The organism is Halobellus ruber (genome assembly GCF_014212355.1).
Lineage (GTDB): Archaea > Halobacteriota > Halobacteria > Halobacteriales > Haloferacaceae > Haloquadratum > Haloquadratum rubrum.
In genome coordinates, this window is sequence record NZ_JACKXD010000002.1 from 67,879 (window position 1) to 85,984 (window position 18,106).

General features: G+C 60.8%; 18 protein-coding genes and 3 pseudogenes. 14 read left to right on the forward strand and 7 right to left on the reverse strand.

Annotated features, from left to right (window positions below; genetic code table 11):
* Window positions 1-81 precede the first annotated feature (81 nt).
* Entirely contained in the window at window positions 82-2,391 is a 2,310-nt protein-coding gene (gene ppsA / locus H5V44_RS05340; protein WP_185192105.1) for a phosphoenolpyruvate synthase, read from the reverse strand.
* A gap of 130 nt (window positions 2,392-2,521) precedes the next feature.
* Here ppsA and H5V44_RS05345 point away from each other — a divergent pair, with 130 nt between their 5' ends.
* Window positions 2,522-3,124, forward strand: a complete 603-nt coding sequence (locus tag H5V44_RS05345) for a DnaJ domain-containing protein (protein WP_185192106.1) — start codon at window positions 2,522-2,524, stop codon at window positions 3,122-3,124.
* Between the two features lie 285 nt (window positions 3,125-3,409).
* Here H5V44_RS05345 and H5V44_RS05350 read toward each other — a convergent pair whose 3' ends face one another.
* The gene (locus H5V44_RS05350; protein ID WP_185192107.1) at window positions 3,410-4,372 is read right to left on the reverse strand and encodes a D-2-hydroxyacid dehydrogenase; all 963 of its coding nucleotides are present in this window, start codon (window positions 4,370-4,372) and stop codon (window positions 3,410-3,412) included.
* A gap of 93 nt (window positions 4,373-4,465) precedes the next feature.
* A pseudogene (locus H5V44_RS05355) lies at window positions 4,466-5,097 on the reverse strand (IS6 family transposase).
* A 100-nt stretch (window positions 5,098-5,197) separates the two neighbouring features.
* Here H5V44_RS05355 and H5V44_RS05360 point away from each other — a divergent pair.
* On the forward strand, window positions 5,198-6,067 hold the full coding sequence (locus tag H5V44_RS05360; RefSeq protein ID WP_185192108.1) for a biosurfactant protein 1: 870 nt from the start codon (window positions 5,198-5,200) through the stop codon (window positions 6,065-6,067).
* Between the two features lie 251 nt (window positions 6,068-6,318).
* Here the strand turns inward: H5V44_RS05360 and H5V44_RS18080 are convergent, their stop codons facing one another.
* The 3 genes from H5V44_RS18080 to H5V44_RS05375 form a co-directional block, all read right to left on the reverse strand.
* Entirely contained in the window at window positions 6,319-6,807 is a 489-nt protein-coding gene (locus H5V44_RS18080) for a hypothetical protein (RefSeq protein WP_394354504.1), read from the reverse strand.
* A gap of 4 nt (window positions 6,808-6,811) precedes the next feature.
* The gene (locus H5V44_RS05370) at window positions 6,812-8,116 is read right to left on the reverse strand and encodes an RNA-guided endonuclease InsQ/TnpB family protein (protein ID WP_185192110.1); all 1,305 of its coding nucleotides are present in this window, start codon (window positions 8,114-8,116) and stop codon (window positions 6,812-6,814) included.
* A gap of 153 nt (window positions 8,117-8,269) precedes the next feature.
* The gene (locus H5V44_RS05375; RefSeq protein WP_185192668.1) at window positions 8,270-8,821 is read right to left on the reverse strand and encodes a DUF7342 family protein; all 552 of its coding nucleotides are present in this window, start codon (window positions 8,819-8,821) and stop codon (window positions 8,270-8,272) included.
* 136 nt (window positions 8,822-8,957) lie between these two features.
* Between H5V44_RS05375 and H5V44_RS05380 the strand changes: the two genes are divergently transcribed.
* The 7 genes and pseudogenes from H5V44_RS05380 to H5V44_RS05400 form a co-directional block, all read left to right on the forward strand.
* Window positions 8,958-9,098 (forward strand): hypothetical protein, encoded by a 141-nt coding sequence (locus H5V44_RS05380; protein ID WP_185192700.1) that lies wholly within the window; start codon window positions 8,958-8,960, stop codon window positions 9,096-9,098.
* A 60-nt stretch (window positions 9,099-9,158) separates the two neighbouring features.
* Window positions 9,159-9,347: a hypothetical protein gene (locus H5V44_RS05385; protein WP_185192111.1), complete on the forward strand. Its 189-nt coding sequence runs from the start codon at window positions 9,159-9,161 to the stop codon at window positions 9,345-9,347.
* 154 nt (window positions 9,348-9,501) lie between these two features.
* Window positions 9,502-10,773 (forward strand): annotated as a pseudogene (locus H5V44_RS18085) (RNA-guided endonuclease InsQ/TnpB family protein).
* Window positions 10,774-10,985: 212 nt separating this feature from the next.
* Window positions 10,986-11,087, forward strand: a complete 102-nt coding sequence (locus H5V44_RS18090; RefSeq protein ID WP_394354505.1) for a DUF6735 family protein — start codon at window positions 10,986-10,988, stop codon at window positions 11,085-11,087.
* 471 nt (window positions 11,088-11,558) lie between these two features.
* Window positions 11,559-12,041 carry a hypothetical protein gene (locus tag H5V44_RS17465; RefSeq protein WP_246403782.1) on the forward strand — a complete coding sequence of 161 codons (483 nt, stop codon included), beginning with the start codon at window positions 11,559-11,561 and terminating at the stop codon, window positions 12,039-12,041.
* On the forward strand, window positions 12,010-12,399 hold the full coding sequence (locus tag H5V44_RS17470) for a transposase (protein WP_246403784.1): 390 nt from the start codon (window positions 12,010-12,012) through the stop codon (window positions 12,397-12,399). The genes H5V44_RS17465 and H5V44_RS17470 overlap by 32 nt, the downstream gene beginning before the upstream one ends.
* A 53-nt stretch (window positions 12,400-12,452) precedes the next feature.
* A pseudogene (locus tag H5V44_RS05400) lies at window positions 12,453-13,036 on the forward strand (DUF6735 family protein); the annotation flags it as partial.
* 38 nt (window positions 13,037-13,074) lie between these two features.
* Here H5V44_RS05400 and H5V44_RS05405 read toward each other — a convergent pair.
* Entirely contained in the window at window positions 13,075-13,473 is a 399-nt protein-coding gene (locus tag H5V44_RS05405; protein ID WP_185192112.1) for a CopG family ribbon-helix-helix protein, read from the reverse strand.
* A gap of 108 nt (window positions 13,474-13,581) precedes the next feature.
* Here H5V44_RS05405 and H5V44_RS05410 point away from each other — a divergent pair, with 108 nt between their 5' ends.
* The 5 genes from H5V44_RS05410 (at window position 13,582) to H5V44_RS05430 (ending at window position 18,055) form a co-directional block, all read left to right on the forward strand.
* The gene (locus tag H5V44_RS05410) at window positions 13,582-14,409 is read left to right on the forward strand and encodes a hypothetical protein (RefSeq protein WP_185192113.1); all 828 of its coding nucleotides are present in this window, start codon (window positions 13,582-13,584) and stop codon (window positions 14,407-14,409) included.
* A gap of 129 nt (window positions 14,410-14,538) precedes the next feature.
* Entirely contained in the window at window positions 14,539-14,910 is a 372-nt protein-coding gene (locus H5V44_RS05415) for a hypothetical protein (protein WP_246403786.1), read from the forward strand.
* Window positions 14,911-14,935: 25 nt separating this feature from the next.
* A complete protein-coding gene (locus H5V44_RS05420; RefSeq protein WP_185192114.1) occupies window positions 14,936-16,153 on the forward strand; it encodes an RNA-guided endonuclease TnpB family protein in 1,218 nt (405 codons plus the stop codon).
* 309 nt (window positions 16,154-16,462) lie between these two features.
* On the forward strand, window positions 16,463-16,666 hold the full coding sequence (locus H5V44_RS05425) for a hypothetical protein (RefSeq protein ID WP_221625664.1): 204 nt from the start codon (window positions 16,463-16,465) through the stop codon (window positions 16,664-16,666).
* A gap of 183 nt (window positions 16,667-16,849) precedes the next feature.
* Window positions 16,850-18,055 carry an RNA-guided endonuclease InsQ/TnpB family protein gene (locus H5V44_RS05430; RefSeq protein ID WP_185192116.1) on the forward strand — a complete coding sequence of 402 codons (1,206 nt, stop codon included), beginning with the start codon at window positions 16,850-16,852 and terminating at the stop codon, window positions 18,053-18,055.
* Window positions 18,056-18,106: the final 51 nt, after the last annotated feature.

The window sequence follows — 18,106 nt, forward strand, 5'->3', positions numbered from 1 at the left end:
ACCGAGTTAAAAAGAAGCGGGATCGGGCGGGAGCCGACGCGTCGGACCGGGGGCGGCTCGTCGGCGCGGCCGACGTGCCGGCTATCGCACCGAATCCAGGATGAGCCGCTGTTCGACCCGTTTGACCTCGTGTTGGACGTCGCGGACGGCGTCGATGTTCGCCGAGATCGACGAGACCCCCTCCTCGACGAGGAACTGGACCATCCGCGGCTTCGAGGCGGCCTGTCCGCAGATGCTCGTTTTCACGTCGTGGTCGCGGCAGGTCTCGATCACGTTCCCGATGAGTTTCAGGACCGCAGGGTGGAGTTCGTCGAAGCGACCGGCGACCCGCTCGTTGTTCCGGTCGACCGCGAGGGTGTACTGGGTGAGGTCGTTGGTGCCGAAGGAGACGAAGTCGACGCCCTCCTCGGCCATCGACTCCACTTCCAGCGCCGAGGCGGGGGTCTCCACCATCACGCCCCACTCCCGTTTCTCCGGGTCGACGCCGGCCTCCCGCAGGAGGTCGCGGGCGCGGGCGACGTCCTGGGCGTCGTTGACGAGTGGGAACATGATCTCGACGTTGTCGTACCCCATCTCGAAGATCCGCCGGAACGCCTCGAGTTCGTGGGCAAACAGGTCGGGGTTGTCCAGCGACCGCCGGATGCCGCGGTAGCCGAGCATCGGGTTGTGTTCCCGCGGTTCGTCGTCGCCGCCCTCCAGTTGGCGGAACTCGTCGGTCGGGGCGTCGAGCGTTCGGACCCGGACGGGTCGGGGGTAGAACTCGTCGGCGGCGGTCCGGATGCCGTCGACGAGTTCGTCGACGTACGCCCGCTCGCCGTTCTCGGCGATGTACCGGGTCGGGGTCTTGCCCAGCGAGAGGACCATATGTTCGGTCCGGAGGAGCCCGACCCCGTCGGCGCCGGTTGCGGCGGCGCGTTCGGCCGCCTCCGGGATCGACACGTTGACCTTCACCTCGGTGGCGGTCATCGGCTTCACCGGCGTCGTCGGCCGGGCGTCCTCGACGGGTTCGTGCTGCTCCTCCTCGGCTTCGATGCCCTCCCGGACGGTGCCCTTGTCGCCGTCGATGGTGATCGGCTGGCCGTCCTCGAGTTCGCGCGTCGCCGACCCGGTGCCGACCACCGCGGGGACGCCGAGTTCCCGGGAGATGATCGCGGCGTGGGAGGTCATCCCCCCCTCGTCGGTGACGATCCCCGCCGCGCGTTTCATCGCCGGCACCATATCCGGCATCGTCATCTCGGTCACGATGATGTCGCCGTCGCCGACCTGGTCCAGGTGGTCGAGTTTGGTGATGATCCGAGCCTCGCCCGAGGCGATCCCCGGGCTCGACCCGAGCCCGCGGAGGAGGACCTCCCCGGACTCGGCGGCGTCCGCCTCCGACTCGACCGCTGTGCCGCCGTTGACGGCCGCCTCCGGCTCCCCGGCGTCGACGTCGACGTCGATCCCGTCGTCGCCGATCGTCGTGATCGGGCGGGACTGCAGCATGTATATCTCGCCGTCGTACACCGCCCACTCGACGTCCTGGGGGGCGTCGTAGTGCTCCTCGACCCGCCGGCCGAGCCTCGCGAGCTCCGCGATCTCGTCGTCGGAGAGCACCCGTTTGCTCCGTTTCCCGTCGGGTACCGGCCGTTCGACGGTCTCGCCGGTCTCCTCGTCTTTCAGCATCATCACCTTCTTGTCGGCGACGGTGATGGTCTCGGCCTCACCGGTCTCCTTGTCGACGACGTAGTTGTCGGGGGAGACGCTGCCGGAGACGACCGCCTCGCCAAGCCCCCACGCCGCCTCGATGATGATCCGGGGATCGCCGGTCGAGGGGTGGGAGGTGAACAGCACGCCGGACTTCTCGGCGGGGACCATCTCCTGGACGACGACCGCGATGTCGACCTCGTCGTGGGGGAAGCCCTGGCGGTTGCGGTAGTAGATCGCCCGCTGGGAGAACAGCGACGCCCAACACTCCTTGACGCGCTCGATCAGGTCCTCGGCCCGGATGTTCAGGAACGTCTCCTGTTGGCCCGCGAAGGAGGCGTCGGGGAGGTCCTCGGCGGTCGCCGACGAGCGGACCGCAACGAACCGCTCGCCGTCGCCGAGGCCCCGGTAGGCTGAGAGGATCCCCTCGCGGACGTCGTCGGGGACCGGGGTCTCCATAATGAGTTCGTGGGCCCGTTCGTGTGCGTCACGGAGCGCTTCGGTGTCCTCGTGGTCGACGTCGACAGCCGAAAACAGCTCCTCGTCGATGCCCGCGTTCTCGATGAACTCCCGGTACGTCCCGGCGGTCACGACGAACCCCGAGGGGACGGGCAGCCCGGCCGCGGTGAGTTCGCCCAACGACGCGGCCTTGCCGCCGACGCCGTCGACGTCGGTCGACCGAACGTCCTCCAGCCAAGCTACAGCCATTAGCGTGTGTGTTTCCGCGGAATGGACTAAAGTACGTTTCGGAGCGTGCAGCCCCGCATAAAAGCTACTCGAACCCGAGTATCCGCCCGCCGGCGAGAAATTCATTAGTGGCGCACCCGTTCCGGCGAACGTGCATCAGGAGTGGTTGTCGGTGTTGCCGCCGTGGCTCGTGTTGGGGCTCGTCGGCGGCGGCCTCGCTTCCATATTCGTCGCCGGGGTGTTCCTGCTCGGCGGGCGGCTGTTCCCCGACGAGCCGACCCCGTCGGGCCACCGGGTCGACGGGTCGGCCCGCCGCCGCGCGGAGATCCGGTCGTACCTCAGGGACATCTCCGAGCCGTTCGCGGAGGACCAGGAGGTCCACGGCCGGACGGTGGAGTTCTACCTCCCGGGCCGCGACGTGGCGCTCACCTTCGACGCGAAGGCGTACTTCGAGCTCGAGCGTGCGGGAACGTACACGGTTCTGTGTGAGTACGAGATGCCGGGCCACGCGCTGGGTCGCCGGCTGCCGTTCGACGTTCCGGAGGTCGACACCGGCCCGGAGTTGGGCGGCAACGACCCGGTCGCCTCGGCGTTCGACCGGCTTGATCTCTCCCGGGACGCGACCGCCGAGGAGGTCCGGAACGCCTACCGCGACCGCGTGAAGCGGGTCCACCCGGACAACGGGGGCAGCCAGGCGGAGTTCAAACAGCTTCAAGAGGCGTACGCCACCGCGCGGGAACACGCCGCGGACTGAGGCCCGCAGGTCGACCCGCTCGTGCCGACTGGGGCTACTCACTGTCTTTGCGACTGTTCACCCGACGTTCGCACACTCGACGATCGGATACCGTAACTCCTGACGCAACGTCGCTTCGTCCAGCCGTCGACTCGGCCCGAAGACGCTCACCGCTCCGTTAAGCGTCCCGTCGGAGCTAGCTGCACCGACCGCGGTCTATCCTTCGAGCTCCTCTCCGAGATTCAGGCTGTACTGTCGCTCTTTCCACCCTTCGCGTTCAGCCTCGAGTTCACGCCGATCGGGTTCCTACGGCGTCTGCACTGCGTTGACCAGTTCCTCCCCCGCGTCGAGCAGGTCGACGTTCTCGGCGACGATGTCGGCCAGCCGGTCCCAGTGCTTCGGCGTGTGTCCGCCGGTGTGCGGCGTGATCAGGCAGTTCTCCAGCGTCCAGAGGGGATGGTCCGCCGGCAGGGGCTCGGGGTCGGTCACGTCGAGGGCCGCTCCCCTGAGCTGGTTCGATCTGAGCGCGGCTACCAACGCCTCCGTGTCGACGATCCCACCGCGGGCGGCGTTGACGACGACGGCGTCGGGCGGCAGCGTCGCAAACTCCGCGTTGCCGAGGAGGTTCCGGGTGCGCTCGGTCAGGGGACACGCCACGACGACGTAGTCGCTCCGCGAGAGGGCCCGGTGGATGGCCCGTTTCCCGAACCCGTAAACCTCGTCAGTCGGTCCCCCTTTCGAGGGCGTGTACCGGATGCCGATCGTCTCGACCTCGAAGCCTGCCAGCCGCTGTGCGATCGCCCGACCGATCGAGCCCAGTCCAAGCACGGTCACGGTACTGTCCGCGAACTCGAAGGACTGGAAGTGGCGCCACTCGGCGTTTTCCTTCCGCCGCCACCCTTCGTGGAGTCGCCGGGCGAACACGAGCATACTCCCGATCGACTGCTCGGCGATTCCGGGCGCGTGGACCCCCGACGCGTTGGTGACGGCGACCCCCCGCGAGGAGAGCTCGTCGACCCGGAGGTGGTCGGTCCCCGCATACACGCAAGCGAACAGTTCGAGTTTCGCGGCCGCCTCGGCGAGTTCCGGTTCCAGTTCGATCCCCGTCGCGACGCGGGCGTCCGCGATCAGTTCCCGCTCCTGCTTCGGCGTCCGGGCGAGCGCGACGGTCCGCTCGGGGAGGCGTTTGCGGAGCGTCGATGCGTACGATTCCATCGAGAGTCCTTCGGTCCCCTCGCGGAGGACGACTACGTCCGGTGGTGTGCTCATGTGAGACTGCCCCCGCCGAGCCGACGGGAGTCGGTACCCGGTGACTGACGCTTGCGAGATTAATCCTTTCGTGTCCCGGACCGTCGTGTTAACTTAAGCATGATTCCACCAGACGGCGTGGGCTTGCAACCACGTTTCTGCGGTCGGTGGATCGACGTGACTGAAACAGTTTGAAAATGAAGAAGTTCGTCGTTCTACTTCTCTAAAGACACGTTCGACTGAATTTCTATAGCTATGTTGTTCGACGCGGTAGCTATAGTTTTCGCGGCGGAGACCACCGATCAGATCGTCTGCGTCATCGACGAGAAACAGCGCGTCTTCGACGTCGTGTTTCTCAGCTAATTCAGTAAGAAATTCTCGTGCGATCGGAATCGTATACGTCAGAAACAGCCGCGAATGAAGGATTCTGTTCGTTTCAGGATCGACGGCAACGTACAGCCAGTACTGCTCGTCGTTGATCCGGATCGCCTTCTGATCGACCGCAACGCGATCCGGGCTTTCACCGTCAGCTGGCTGTAGATCGGCTTTCTGCACCCAATTGTGAACAGCAACACGACTTCTTTGGACACCCAATTCCTCAAGAAGAATAACTGTATTCGAAAGTGATAATCCAGCGAGATGGTGGCGAATACCCTTTTAACGATCTCGCGGGGTGTCCGCTCTCGCTCCACAAAATCCAAGTCGATCCACTCGGTAGACTCGGTGAGGCGGGCGATTTTCGGCATAGGCACTGAATCCTCGTCCCGCCTCGTTCTTAACTTAACACGGCGCATTTTCTCACCCTTGAGTTTAAATACCAAACCGGGGGAAACGCGGAGTGAATCGATGACTGACCGCAACGCAGACCGAGACGCGTTCCAACCTATCGGGGAAGGCGCTCCCGTTCCCGACCCAGTACTGGATCAGCCAACGGACGGCCAGCCAACCCGTCAACGCGAAGCCTCGCATTCAGGTGGGTATCCGGACGGGACAACCGACACAGATCGAGCCTGTGTCTCCTGTGGCGCATCGATCCCGGCGTCGCAAGGAAAATGCCGGTTCTGTCTCGAACACGAACTCGACGCCGCCTCAGCGTCGGATGCTGCGAGTTCCGAGCAGACACTCCGTGATGTGATCCAGTTCCTCGTCGAATCCGGGACGTTCTATGGTGCTGTCGCGAAAGGGGCAGCTGCAGCGACACTTCTCACGTTAGGTCACGACGAGCCCATTGACGACTGTACGCTCATCTACGATCTCGACGAGGAGCCCGCACCCCAGCTAACCGAGCGTTGGCCTACGCTCCCCGCTGCTACTGAGGTGACCGCAGCGGCTGGCGACACGTTGCTAACAGCGACCCGTGAGCGGACAGCGTGGGACGAGAGGAGCGATGGTTCTCAGACGGATATCCCACGCGTCTATGACGAGCGTGGCCAGGGAATTCGTGATGAGTCATCCCTCGAGCACGCGCTCAACGACGGCGACCAGCTGTGGACCGTCCCAGCAGTCGCTGTTGAAACAGTACCCCACGAAACGGAATCCACCAGTACCGGAGCTGAAATTCCGACCGTAACAGCCCTCGAGTGCCAGCACTGTACGAGAGAAACAGAACATCGGTTCAGGACACGCGAGTCGCTCCCTGACGAGACCTGGACGGGCCAACCAATCTGGGAGTGCCAGGTGTGTGGCACAGGTCGCTACGGGCCTGCTCCCGAATAGGGCAGGAGGAATCTCGCCGATTAACCAACAGTCTCCGATAGAGATGGCTTCTGTTGGTTAATACGGTGAGTACCCTCAAGTCCGACGTCAGTCACGGCGGGCGTTCATTCGGCAGGGGTCGCAACAGCTTGCCTCCACAAATCGGGGCCGGAACAGGGGTAGTGGGTAGCGCACCGTGACATCGCCGAGTCCGGAAACGTCACGCCGACTACGGCACGGACGCATCACCAGACGCTCGATGAACTCGCTGACTAGACGGGCCAGGTAGGGAGCGAGGGCGCTCCATTCTTCCAGTGAATCGCATCTAACGCCGCCGGCAACTGCTGTAGTCGGTCATCGAGGACGGCGAGTGGATGGGCATCGAGAAACGTCGCCTCGTGCCGATCAACCGGCGTGTCTTCGTGATTGAGCTGAATATGACAGGGCCCAAGGTTCGGATGGTCGGCATCTTGGTGGAATCCGAGCATCAGATTTCGGTCCGGTTCGACCCAGTTGATGCGGTAGTATGCGTGGTCGACGCCGGCGGGGTACCAGAAGCGAATCTCCAGTCGTGCTGTCGCCGCGTCGTACGAGTCACTCAGGAACGTCATCGGATCGACATCCGCGATGACGTAGCGGGGTCGGCGTCGAGACGGACGATAGCGGACCTCTTCACACCCTGGCTGGTTCGTCAATCGGTCGTGAACGTCGCGGAGGAGGGGCCGCTGTGTATAGCGGTCGCGACCGGCAAGAAAGATCATTCTGTCAGTTACCCATAACTAAAGTCGAGGGCTTGTCAGTGGACTCCCCTTCTGCCGTCGGACTGACGGAGGCGTGGAATTCGCCGTTCAGGTTCAGCGTCCCTGACTTCAGCGCACACTGACAGAGTGCGCCTCCACTCGAAGACTTCTGCCCCGAGTGGAGCCTTTTCAAGAGTTTCCGAGCAATATTCTTACTCGCGTTGTAATCCGCGTTCAGTTCGTACTCGCACTTCCGACACACGAACTGATGCTTCGACCGCCTGTTGGTCTCGTGGGTAAATCCGCACTTGGAACACCGTTGGCTGGTGTACGCTGGACTCACCTGCTCGACATTGATATCGCTCATCTCGGCCTTGTACTCGACGTATTGGTACAAGCGACGGAATGCCCACGCGTGGAAGCGCTTCGCACCCGCCATTCGGTCGCGGATGTCAGTCAGGTTCTCGAATGCGATGTGCGTACACCCGTGGTTGCAGGCTTCTTTGAGAAGCCGATTCGAGATCCGGTGCAGTTCGTCCTGCATCCAGCGATGTTCACGGTCGTTTATCGACTGGATCGACAGGTGTGCCGAGCGCGTCCCCGTCTGTTGCATCTCCCCGCGAGTCTTCTCGAACTCCCGGCGTCGATGATTCATTTCGTCGGCATTCCCGATGAACGCGCCTGTCGACGTCACGGCCAGCGAGCCGTCCACGTTCAAGTCGACGCCAAGGACTGTTCCGTGCTTGGCATCGGAGGAATCAGTCGTAGACTGCTCTTGCTCGTCGCTTTTGATTCGGCGCATTCTGGCGTGGAGGTAGAACGACCCCGTTTGTCGGTCGTATTGGAGCGTAGACATCCGGAACTCGTACTCGTCGTTCAATAGATACTCGCCAATCGGTGTTCCCTCGGGATCGTCGGGCAGCACGTAATCGCACTCGATGCGACCGTTTACCGTGGATAGGGACACGTGGTCGCGGTGGAAGGTTGCACTCCGCTTATCGTAGACAACACTCCAGGCATCGAAGTGCGGTTGAGTGGTGGTCTCACCTTTCTTGAGACGGGCCACACCGCTTTTCGTGGCTTCGATCGCGCGGCGAATCCCCTTCTGCACGAGGTTTGCAGTCAACTCTGTTTCAGATCGGAGTTGCTCATAGAGGGCGTTTTCTGCCTTCTGTTTGGAGGTTATGCAGTAATCGTCCGGATATCTCCACGCCCACTCTGCGGTGTTGTTCGCACAGTAGAGGAATTGATTTTTTGTTTGATGGAGGTCGTCGCACCGCTCTGTGGGGACATCGAGTTTGACTTTGACGGTACGAATCACGTCCCCCATCCGTATTTCACACATATATTTAACTCTTTAAATTGATATCGGTTTACGCTCGGGAGTCAGAGAGCGATCGCTCGTGAGTTGTTCGGATCTCGTCGGCTTCCTCCCACGACTGAGGTCGTGGCTTCCGCCTTGTATATCTGTGAAAGAGAAGGATTAGCTCGTGGCGCGGTCAGCAACGTCGATCATCTGTTCGCGGGCGGCTTCGACGTCGGAGTAGAGTTCCAGTGCGTGCTTGATGAGGCGGCGATCCTCCTCGTTCTCGCGCCAGAACGCGATGACGTCGCGGCGGTCCCGGAGCTCCGCACTTGCGAGGTCGCCGTCAGCGAGCGACTGTTCGAGCTCCTCCCACGTCTCGACGTCGTAGGTCGCCTGCCACTCCTCGATCTCTTCGGTGATCGCGGCCAATTCACTCCGCAGCTCCTCGCGCGTGTTCTCCTCGATGAGCGAACGGATTTCCTCGAAGAGCAGGCGCGTGTAGTCCGGCTGGTAGCGCGTGGTCTCGCCGGCCTCGACGCGACGTAGCTGGCCCTGGTCGACGAGATCCTGAAGTTCCTCGTTGGTCGTGCTCCAGGCGGCGTCGGCCTGCTCGCTGATCCAATTAACTGAGCGAGGTTCGCGAAGTGACTCGGCGACCGCCCGAATGCGGTCGCGAGCGCTCATCGACTCAGTCCACGATTGGACCCCATCTCGCGAGGATTCGGTCATGGTTGGCACCTCTTGGGACAGTGTTCGCGCCCCGCTCTCATATATGTTTGTACCGTCACGCATAATCAAGAGTTGGATGCGAGCGAAGGCGTCCGGACGTTGAAATGCGATACCAACAGAAGTTGTGAATAAACCGATGTACGACCGATATTCTGACTTCGAGGAACTACGGCCGACCGGCGAGACATCCCACATCCCGGACACGATGCTGGACGACGGGTGTGAGAGTGACCTCCTGGCGCCAACGCGGTGCGACGAGCACTGGTGGCGACGCTGATGCGTCGACGACAGTCCCGTAAGGAGTCTTTCTGCGCCGGTGAGTGGTGAGGCGCTTCAAATGGACCCACGCAACACGCCCGGATATCGACTGCATCGCTCACTCACCAATCTCAAGCGCATCGAGATGGCCGGACTCGACGACGCAGATCAAGAGCGGATCGAGGCAGCGAGGACACTCCTCCAGAACGTGAGTCTGCTCACCCAACCGCAAAACAATGGAGACGGCGATGCGCAGATCGAGTCTTGAATGGCATCGCAGCCCGGAATCCGGATGTCTCACTCCGGAGGCTGTTTATTGCCCCCCAGAAGGGGTGCGGGGAGAGATCCCCGAGAACAACAGATGACCCACCTCACTGAACAATTCCATATTCCCAAGGAGTAACAACAAAGGTGAATCACAGATGGACGACGCGCTACGACGCACGGTACGAATCAAACTCGACGTACCCAGAGAACGTCGTGGCGATCTCCATCAGACCAAGACTCAATTCCTCCACTGTGCTAACCGAACGATCGAGTGGGCCTGGCGGTACGACGACGACTGTATCACCAGGAAAAGCAGGGCTGAAGAGGCCCTGTATGACGAGTTGCGGGAGGAAACCGAACTCACCGCTAATCTCGTTCAGAAAGGTATTCGTCGTGCTATCGCAGCCGTCAGGGGCGGCGTCGAGAAATTGACGCAAGGTGAGAAGACCAGCCAACCCATATTCGACTCGTGGAGCATCGTGTACGACAAACGCTCCGCGACGTTCAATGACGACCACGCTACCCTCTCGACGCCGAATGGCAGAGTCACCGCCGAATACGTGCTTCCACCCGAAAATGAGCGAGAGAACACACCGTCCGGACGGTACTACGAGAGTGACAACTGGAATGCGTCGAGTGCCACGCTCCAGTACGACGAGGATGAGGACACGTTCTACCTACACGTCACGCTGAAAAGGTCCGACTACAGGAGTGACGGAACGGAACGCCAAGAAAGCCGGTCAGGTGATGATAGCCCCGAGAACGGAGTGGTTCTCGGCGTGGACTTGAACGTGACTGGCGCGTTCGCCGTCACCTCCACAGGCGAGTTCATCGGCAGTGCAGACCTCCTCACCCACAAGCGCAATCAGTACGAGTAACGCCGCGCCAAACTACAACAGACGGGTACACGGTCGGCTCACCTCACGATTCAGTCCATTGGTAGTCAGTTCAGCGAGTGGACAGTAGACTGGCTCCACAACCGCGCCAACGACCTCATCGAAGAAGCCCGTGACGCGGAGGTGGACGGGATTATTTTCGAGGATCTTACTCATATCCGCGAGCGCATTACGAACGGCAGCAAGTTCCAGCAGTGGGCCTACGCGAAGTTCGTGGAACTCGTTGAGTACAAGGTCGAATCCACTGAGTTGTTCGTGGACTTCGTGAATCCAGCGTACACGAGCCAGCGTTGCTCATATTGTGGGTGTACCCACGAGGATAATCGCGACGACAAGCAGTTCGAGTGCCAGTCATATGGGTATGAGGTGAACGCGGATTACAACGCGGCGAAGAACATTGCAAACCGATACTGCAAGTATATCCATCGCGGGCAGAAGTCTCGCGGTGGATGGGCCACCAGTCAACTGGCCCTGAAGTCAGGGACGCTGAACGTGAATGGTGAATACACACCTTCCGCCGTGCGCGGATAGAGCGGGAGTCCACTGACAAGTCTCTGGGCTTGACCCAGAGACAGTTGACGAAGTGTCGCTTTCCCATCCTGCCAAACGGGACGTCGTTCGCGACGGCGAAGTCCTCCACGCGGACCTCAGTTCCCCCGACCCGATCGACGAGTAGCGTTGTTCATCCCCCGGGAGGGGTGCGGGGCGATCCAGTCGCAGTCGCCCCGTGAGGTGATTGCTCGATGGGTCACCGCGCACTCGTTGCGTACGAACGGACAGACGGACAGTACACGCTCCTCAACAATCGATTTAAAATGGAAGAGCCGAACCATTCATCGTTGTAAGGAATCGTGTAAACCCACTGTGAACAGTGAGAATTCAATTCCTTGGCCAACCGCGAGTATCCATACAGACACAATCTGATGGAGGGAATGTAGATGGAGATTCAGCGTACCGCTGTTGTCAAGCTCTCTGTCCCCGACGATCGACGAGGCGACCTGAAACGGACGATGAATACGTTCCGGGATGCCGCTCAACGGTTTGCGACCGGGGCTGGGAGGGCGATGACGATGGGTACGTAATTACCACACGCACACAGCTGCAACCACTCGTCTATGACGAAATTCGTGAGGATACCGGGTTACACTCGGACCTCTGTGTTGGAGCCTTAAATCAAGCCACTGACGCTCTCTCGACCTGTGTTAAAAAGATGAAAGAGGGTGAACACACCTCAAAACCAGTGTTCACCTCGAACACGACCGTCTACACCACCAGCGCGATAACCTATTTCGACGGGTACTGCTCGCTCGCTGCGTATGGCAACGGGCGTGTTCACGCGGAGTACGTCTACCCGGATGGGTCGCCACAGGCGAAGTATATGGAAAGCGACGAGTGGAACAAGCAAGGGGCAAAGACTCCGCTACGACCAGCAGTCCGATACCTACTACCTCCATATGTCCGTCACGCAGGAACGCGAGGAGTCGTCGGGAGAAGCCGAGAATCGAACAGTTCTCGGTGTAGATCGGAACGTGGACGGGTATCTCGCCGTCACAAGCACGGGAGCGTTCATCGGTAACGCCGACCTGCTGAATCACAAGCGCCGCGAATACAATCGCCGCCGTGTTAACCTCCAACAACAGGGCACACGAAGCGCCCACCTCACTCTCCAGTCAATCGGAGAAAAATTCTCAAACTGGAGTGAAGATTTCCTCCATCGAGCATCGAAGCAACTGGTGAACGAAGCCGTATCGCAGGACTGTACCACCATTGTCTTCGAAGGACTTAGAAGGAATACGTGAGCGGATCTCAAACGCTAGTAAGTTCCAACAGTGGGCGTTTCGTGAGCTGAAGCGACAGACCGTCTACAAGGCTCGAGCAGAAGGCATCGCGGTTGAAACAGTGAATCCCGCCTACACCAGTCAGCGGTGTAGTCACACCGGATGCGGATTTACCGACGATACGAACCGTGACGGCGACACATTCGTGTGTCAAAGGTGCGGTAAAGAGCTTCACAGCGACTACAATGCGGCGCGAAACATCGCACACAAACTCATCCAGGACCGGCGCAGGTCTGGTTCTGGAGGGGCAACCCACCACCTTGCCCTGAAGTCAGGAACGCTGAACGGGAACGGCGACTACTCGCCTTCCACAGTTTAGTGGATAGACCAGGAGTTCACTGACAAATCCCGGATTTCACACCGGAGATAGGTGGTTGGGGCGCAGCGAACCTATTTAAATACCAAATGACAGTTGAATCCCGTTCGGTGGCGACGACACCGACTCCAAGTGGGCGAAACAGCTCCTCGCAGAGCTTGCCGATGGCCTCGAGGCAGATGCGGTCGACGGCTACCTCGCCGGCGAGGATCGACCGTCGACGGTCGTCGAGCCGAAGCCCCGCGCCACCGGGCTCACCCTCGACGAGATCGTCGCTGACTATCTCGACTACCTCCACCACGAGGCGTTCTTCGTGGTGTCGACGACGTTCGAGGTAACCGCCTATCGGACGCTGTGGTTCGGACTCCAGTACGACTCGGAGACGGTCGAACAGGGAGAGACGGTCGGGAACGGCGCGCTCGCGACGGTGCGCTGGTACGACGGCGAGCCGGTCGGCGACGGCCACCTGCAGGGCCAGTTCGCGGCCCTCAAAGACGTCGTCGGCGATATGCTCGACAAGGGCGTCTTCACACCGTCGACGGCGAGACAGTACCTGAAACGGAAGCTGGCCGAGCGAGTCGGAGACCGACAGGAGCTGCTCATTCCGACCGGCGAGTCGCAGACAATCCAAGCGGACTGAGTTGACGGTGTACCACGGTGAGAGAAGCTTACCGGCCGCTACGCCTCCTCCTCATCTCGAATGACCATCACCTTCACACGCCGAACGCCGTCGAAATCCCGGAGGCGGTAGGTGAGGTCACGAACCCGCTCAGCTGACCCGCGGCAGAAGAGCGACTCAAGACACCACTCCCCTTGGTGCGTGTGACTCGTGTTGAGAATCACGTCCTGGTAGTCGTGTTGGACGGCGTGGAGTTCCTGGATAACGTCGTGGTGTCGATAATCGAATCCGACGAGCGTGACAATCTCGCCGGACGTATCCTCGAGCCGAGAGTGGGCTTCGATATATTCGAGCATCGCCTCCCGAACGGCCCGGGAACGATTCTCGAGGCCCTCGTCTTGCCAGACGCGATCGAACTCTGCGACCACCTCGTCTGGGATGTTGAAACTCGTTCGCATGTGTTCTCTCTCGCCGCCAGTCCACAATAGTCCCCCGTCCCGTATGACGAATCCCCGAGTTCGGTATTAACAACCGTTATTCACCTCGTTAGCCGAGTGTCTCCTACGATGTTACACGGTGAAACGCTCGGGCTCCTGATCGGGGCCGTTCTCCTCGGTGCAGTCCACGGGATCGAGCCAGGCCACGGCTGGCCCGTGGCCGCTTCATATGCCCTCGATCAGACGAACAAATGGGTCTACGGGTTTGCGGCGAGTTTCATTCTCGGCCTGGGCCATCTCACCAGTAGTATAGCGATGGTGGCGGTGTTCTTCTACGCGAAGGGATACTTCAATCTCACACAGGTCAACGAACCGATCCCAGTCGATCTGTTCTCAACGACAATTTTCGTCGGCGGACCGGTGAGCCTCGTGGCCGGCGTGTTGCTGATCGCGCTCGGAATCCGCGAATACGTCCACGGCCACTCACACGGCAGCCACGGTGAGAGTCACGGACATAACCACGACGACGACCACAGTCACGACCACTCGCACGGGCACGACCACGATCCCTCACATAACTATGAGGACGGTAGCCTTCTCGCACGAGTGAAGGGCGTGATTCCGTTTGCGGGAGGCCACTCCCATTCACACGACGACGTCGATCAGGCTGCGGAGCGTGGGCTCTTCGGCATCGCATGGTTCGCATTCGTACTTGGGTTCGCCCACGAGGAAGAGTTCGAGATCATCGCGCTGTGTGCCGGGTCGAACTACTGCCTCGAACTGATGAGCGCCTACGCTATCACCGTCATCATCGGTATCGTCGGGCTGACGATGCTGCTGATCGCCGGCTATCAGCACTACGAAGAGAAGGTCGAACGGTACACCCCGTATCTGCCGGCGTTCTCTGCGGCCGTGCTCATCATTATGGGCCTCGGATTCATCACTGGATTGTTCTGAGCGTGTCCTGGAGGAAGAGCAGTTTCTCCGGGACGAGCATTTAGTCTGCTACATCTACCCCTAACGAGTACTGACGAGCCGGTTTTTCGGGGGCACAATCGGTGAGCCCCACCGTAGGCTCATGATTTGATGCCCGAGAAACCAGACGACGATCCATTCCACGATTGCGAGTTCGGTCCCGACGCAGTCCTCGGGACGCGCACCTTCCACGATGGCCTGTTCACCGACGACACCGAGACGCCGGTGAACGTGCTGACCGGCGAGACGCCCGCCCATTCGCAGGCGACCGTCGAGGAAGCGAAGGCGTTCGCTGCGAGCATCGACACGGAGACGCCGCAAATCGCGCTCCGGACCTCTGTCGAGACGCAGATCGAAACCCAGAGCCAACCCTACACTGCGGCCGCGTTCTTCCACTTCAAACTAGATAGCAAGCCGGATTTCCCGCCCCACCGTTGGCGGGGAGAAAGCCGACACCCACTACCACGAACCACCGATTACTAACTACCTCACACATCTATTGAAAACCGTGGCGGACGACTACCTGCGACGCACTGCAATTACCCGCCCCATCCTCACCACCGAGCAACAAGATCTGCTTGACGCCACCATCGACGAGTGGCAAGACGCCTGCAACATCAGTAGTCGGATCGGATGGCGAACGGGTGAAACGCGGAAGACGTACCTCCAAGACCTCGCCTACGACGAGGTGCTGGAGGAGACGCGTCTCGGGAGTCAACACGCAATCCTCGCTACCCACCAAGCCGCAGCCGCACTCTCCGGCGTCGAAGAAATCAAAGAACTAGACGAGAAGTACAAAACCTCCTGTCCGGAGTTCACCGCCACCACGGTGAAATACGACACTCGGACGATGACGCTGTTCGACGACGACACGGTCTCACTTTCCACGGTCGACGACCGTATTCGGTGCGACCTTGCACTGCCGGACGACGAAGACGGCTACCAACACCAGTACCTCAACGATGAGGACTGGGAGCCCACCGAATCCACGCTTTCTCGACGTGATGGCGACTACTACCTGCATCTCGGGTTCCGCAAACCCCAGCCCGAGAAACAGGTCGAACAACGGGATGACGACGAGGACAGGACAGTTCTCGGCGTCGACCTCGGTATCGTCAATATTGCCACCACCTCAACGGCGTACTTCGCGTCCGGCAGAGAACTCAGACATCGACACCGGGAGTTCGACCAGATTCGCAGCAGTCTCCAGCAGACCGGGACGCAGTCCGCACACCGCACCATCCAACAGATGAGCGGTAGGGAATCTCGATACGTTCGAGATGTCCTCCACTGCGTGGCCAACGACATCATCGAGGAAGCACTGGAGCACGACTGCGAGTACATCGCGCTCGAGAACCTGAAACACATCAGGGAACGTGCACCCCCGGTGAAGGAGTTCCACCAGTTGGCGCACCGCCAGCTCGTTGACCTCGTGGAGTACAAGGCGGAAGAGGAGGGTATTTGTGTGGAGTACGTCGATCCGGAGAGCACGAGTCGGCGGTGCCCAGAGTATGGACATATGAGCGAGGGCAACCGCGTTACACAGGCAGAGTTTGAGTGCGAGAGGTGTGGGGCGACAGCGAACGCGGACTACGTGGGTGCAAAGAATGTTGGGTGGCGGTACGTCCGTCGCGGCCTACAGTCGTCGCGGCGGACGGGCGACAGTCAACTCGCCCTGAAGTCAGGAACCGTGACGCCGAGCCGAGGCTTTGCCCCGTCCGACTAACTGCGGTCGGCAGAGGCCGAGTTCACTGACAAGCCCCGCGCCACCGTGCGCGGGGTCGTTGACGGCGACCGGGTCGCTCGAACTGCACCGTGCCTACCACACCACTACAACTTCGACGTGTTCAGTGTCGACTTTGAGGCCGACTACGAGTCGGGCGACCTGACGATCACCGTCGAGCGGACAGGCGACTCCTGAACGCGATCTCGCGAAGCGTGTTTTTTCGAGCGCCGGCGATGGGTGCCGGCGCACCGAGCAGACAGCACCGAGCGAAGCCCGGTGAGTCGGCACTCCGAGGTGAACCAGATGTATATGGTCATCTACGCGCTGGTTGAAGCACCGACACAGCACGACGCCCTGGTCGAGGGGAAAGCGGTCTTCGACCGTCTCGTCGGCGCGAATCCCCACGGCTGCGCCGTGTTTGAACAGCGGCAGAAAGATTCTCAAAGCGGGGTCACCCTGCCAACATTCAAATACCAAACCGAGGATACCCGGGAGCGCATCGATGGACGATAGCGATCCCGCGGCCATCAAGGATACCCGTGGCGCGCTCCAGCGGCTGTTGGCCGAACAGGCGTAGGCGGGTGTCCCGGAGCAAGTCCTCGTCGGCCTCCTCCGAGAGCAGGCCGCCGCAATCGAGCGCCGCGGCTACATCCCGCGTCGGTGGACACAAACGGACCAGCAGGAGGCGAGCCAGCGATGAAGCGGACCAATACCTTCGAAGTGCGGCCCCGCTCGGAGTCGGATGAGGCCCTCTTACAGGGGGTCATAGACGCGACAGCGAGCTTCTGGAACGAGCTGACCTATGCCTGCCGGCAGCGGTTCTTCGACGACGAGAGCATCTGGGAGACGGATGAGTTTCGCGGCCAGTACAAAGGCCAACTCGGCGCGGTCGGCGTCCAGACGGTGACACGGAAGAACAACGCCGCCTGGAACTCGTTTTTCGCGCTGTTGGAACGCGGTGAGGACGCGTCCCCACCAGGTTACTGGGAGAATACAGACGACGGGCGCGATCTCCGGGTGTTCGTCCGAAACGACTCGTATGAGATCCAGTGGGGCGAATACTCCCGGGTTGAGGTTCCCGTCGGCCAGGACCTCAAAGACAAGTACAATATGGGGTACTTCGAACGGCTTCGGTTGGAAGTTCGTGGCGATCCGAAGTGGTCCGGCGAACAGGGTGAGCTGGAGATCCAGTACGATGAGGTCGAAGACACTTATCGGGCATATCAACCAGTGACGATCGATGAATCGGAACTGGATTCACCACTGGCTTCGGAGGAAGCCGCCCTCGATCTCGGTGTCAACAACCTCGTCGCGTGTACGACCACGACAGGGGAGCAGTACCTCTACGACGGTGAGGAGCTGTTCGAACAGTTCCGAGCGACGACCGAAGAGATCGGTCGCCTCAAGTCAAAACTGCCGCCAGAGCAGGACACAAGCCGGCAAATCCGCCGGCTCTACCGCAAACGCTCCCGCCGGCGGAGCCACGCCCAGAAGGCCCTCGCCCGCGACCTCGTCGAACGGTTACACGACGAGGGGATCGCAACGGTGTATATCGGCGATCTCACCGGCGTCATGGAACCCCAACCATCCCCCGAAATCAACGAGAAGCTGAACCACTTCTGGGCTGTCACGCAGTTCATCGACCAGTTGCGGTCCGTCTGCGGGGAATATGGGATCCAAGTACAAGAGAAGAGCGAGACATGGACGAGTCAGGCGTGTCCGGATTGCGGGGAGCAAGCCGAAACGGTTCGACATCGGGAGACGCTGGCCTGTTCCTGCGGATTGGATGGGCACGCTGATCTCACCGCCGCAGAGACGCTCCTCCGGTGGAACACCGACCAGCAAGTCAGGCCGATGGCGCGGCCCGTGCGGTTCCAGTGGGACAATTATGAGTGGCGTTAGTGGCGTTCGACCACAGACGCCCCTGAGCTCGGGCAAATCCCAACGAACAGA